The sequence below is a fragment of the Thalassolituus alkanivorans genome, assembly GCF_020447205.1.
In the GTDB taxonomy this organism is placed as follows: Bacteria; Pseudomonadota; Gammaproteobacteria; order Pseudomonadales; family Oceanobacteraceae; genus Venatoribacter; species Venatoribacter alkanivorans.
The window spans coordinates 1-1,543 of the sequence record NZ_JAJAEL010000029.1 but is presented as its reverse complement, the minus strand read 5'-3'; the positions used below and the strand labels follow the sequence as shown (position 1 = coordinate 1,543).

At 48.9% G+C, this 1,543-nt stretch carries 2 protein-coding genes and 1 pseudogene; 1 reads left to right on the top strand and 2 read right to left on the bottom strand.

Features of this window, described 5'->3' with window-relative positions:
• Positions 1–263 (bottom strand): annotated as a pseudogene (locus LGT44_RS10385) (hypothetical protein); the annotation flags it as partial.
• A 77-nt stretch (positions 264–340) separates the two neighbouring features.
• On the opposite strand from LGT44_RS10385, the gene cadR reads away from it, so the two are divergent.
• Positions 341–748, top strand: a complete 408-nt coding sequence (gene cadR / locus LGT44_RS10380) for a Cd(II)/Pb(II)-responsive transcriptional regulator (protein ID WP_025265560.1) — start codon at positions 341–343, stop codon at positions 746–748.
• Here the strand turns inward: cadR and LGT44_RS10375 are convergent.
• The coding region (locus LGT44_RS10375; RefSeq protein WP_230333593.1) for an FTR1 family iron permease at positions 726–1,543 on the bottom strand (818 nt) is incomplete at its 5' end. The genes cadR and LGT44_RS10375 overlap by 23 nt on opposite strands.

Genomic DNA, 1,543 nt, shown 5'->3' with positions numbered 1-1,543 from the left:
GATTGCATTCTTTTTTTAATAAGGTCAGCGTTATCACCATGGTAGACACTCACCTTGCGCTTGGGGGTATCGAATTCCAATGTGACTTTAGGATGCACACTGTCCAACGCCATACGGATCATGCCTTCCTCTGAAGGACAGTCCATCTTGGGGACATGATACTCACTAACAAAGCCGCCATGAGAAGCGTCGTGTACTTCGGCAATTTGGGGAGTGTTCTCCGTCGCGTTATTTTGGCAATTGCCACCGCATGTGGTCGTCATAAAAAACCCTTGTTCTATCCAAGGTGGGCAGTTTAAACTCTATAGTTACTATAGAGTCAAGCACAGAGATTGAATAAATGAAGATTGGCGAGCTGGCAAAAAAGACGGATTGCTCGGTGCAAACTATCCGTTACTATGAAAAAGAACAGTTGCTGTGCACGACACAGCGTAGTGACGGCAATTTTCGACTTTACGATGAAGCTGCTGTCGAACAGCTGCTATTTATCAAGCTCTGCCGTAACCTGGATCTCAGTTTGTCCGAGATCCGCCAGCTACTCACATTAAAACGCTCACCGGGTGCGCAATGTGATCAAGTCAATCGCATGATGGATACGCACATTCAACAAGTGGAAACGCGCATTCAGGAGCTGGTTCAGCTGCGCGAGCATTTGAAAGTACTTCGCCGCAGCTGCTCCAGTGAAAGGACGATCGAACAGTGCGGCATCTTGCAAACGTTAACCACTAATCAGCATCAGAAGCGGTAACACTTACGCGCTTGAAATCGGACGCCTGTGTTATCGGCGGTGATGTTGCGCGTTTTGATTTGGATAGTATTAAAAATACCAGGTAAACCAGAAGTACCGAAAGTTGCGCAAGCACGCCTTGCCAGGTGGATTTGACGCCAATCCAGTCAATCTCAAAACTCACAGGTAATGGCGTCATACCGATGATGGCCGCCTCCTGTAATGCCGACACAGCTTTGCCCATCAGGACAAATGCCAGCGCTAGCAGCAAGTAGGTGGTGGCTGAAAAGAATTTGGCGATCGGCAGCTTGACGGAAAAGCGAATCAACACCCACGCCAATATGGCTAACAGCAACAAACCGAGCGCAAAGCCACCACCAACAGAAGAATATTGGGTTGATACCGCCTGCGTTAACAGCGATTGATAAAATAATACGGTTTCAAACACCTCCCGGTAAACCGCCACAAATGCCAACGCCACCAGCCCCCACAAGGTGCCAGACTTAAGTTGGGTATCGACATGTTGCTGAATGTAGGCTTGCCATTGTGCAGCCTGGGTTTTGCTATGCATCCAGATCCCAACATAGAGCAGTACCAACGCGGCCAATAAAGCGGCAATTCCCTCCATGATTTCACGATTGGCACCACTGATCGTGATCAACGATTGAGCGGCGATCCAGGTGGCACCACCGGCAAGTAATGCCGCAATCCAGCCTATGTGGACATATTTAAGCGCATCCCGACGCCCGGTTCTTATCAAAACCGTCGTTAAGGCAATGATAACCAGCAATGCCTCCAGGCCTTCGCGCAACAATA

Bases quoted from the DNA above. Each gene is read 5' to 3' on its own strand.
- cadR (WP_025265560.1), top strand. From the start codon at position 341: ATGAAGATTGGCGAGCTGGCAAAAAAGACGGATTGCTCGGTGCAAACT.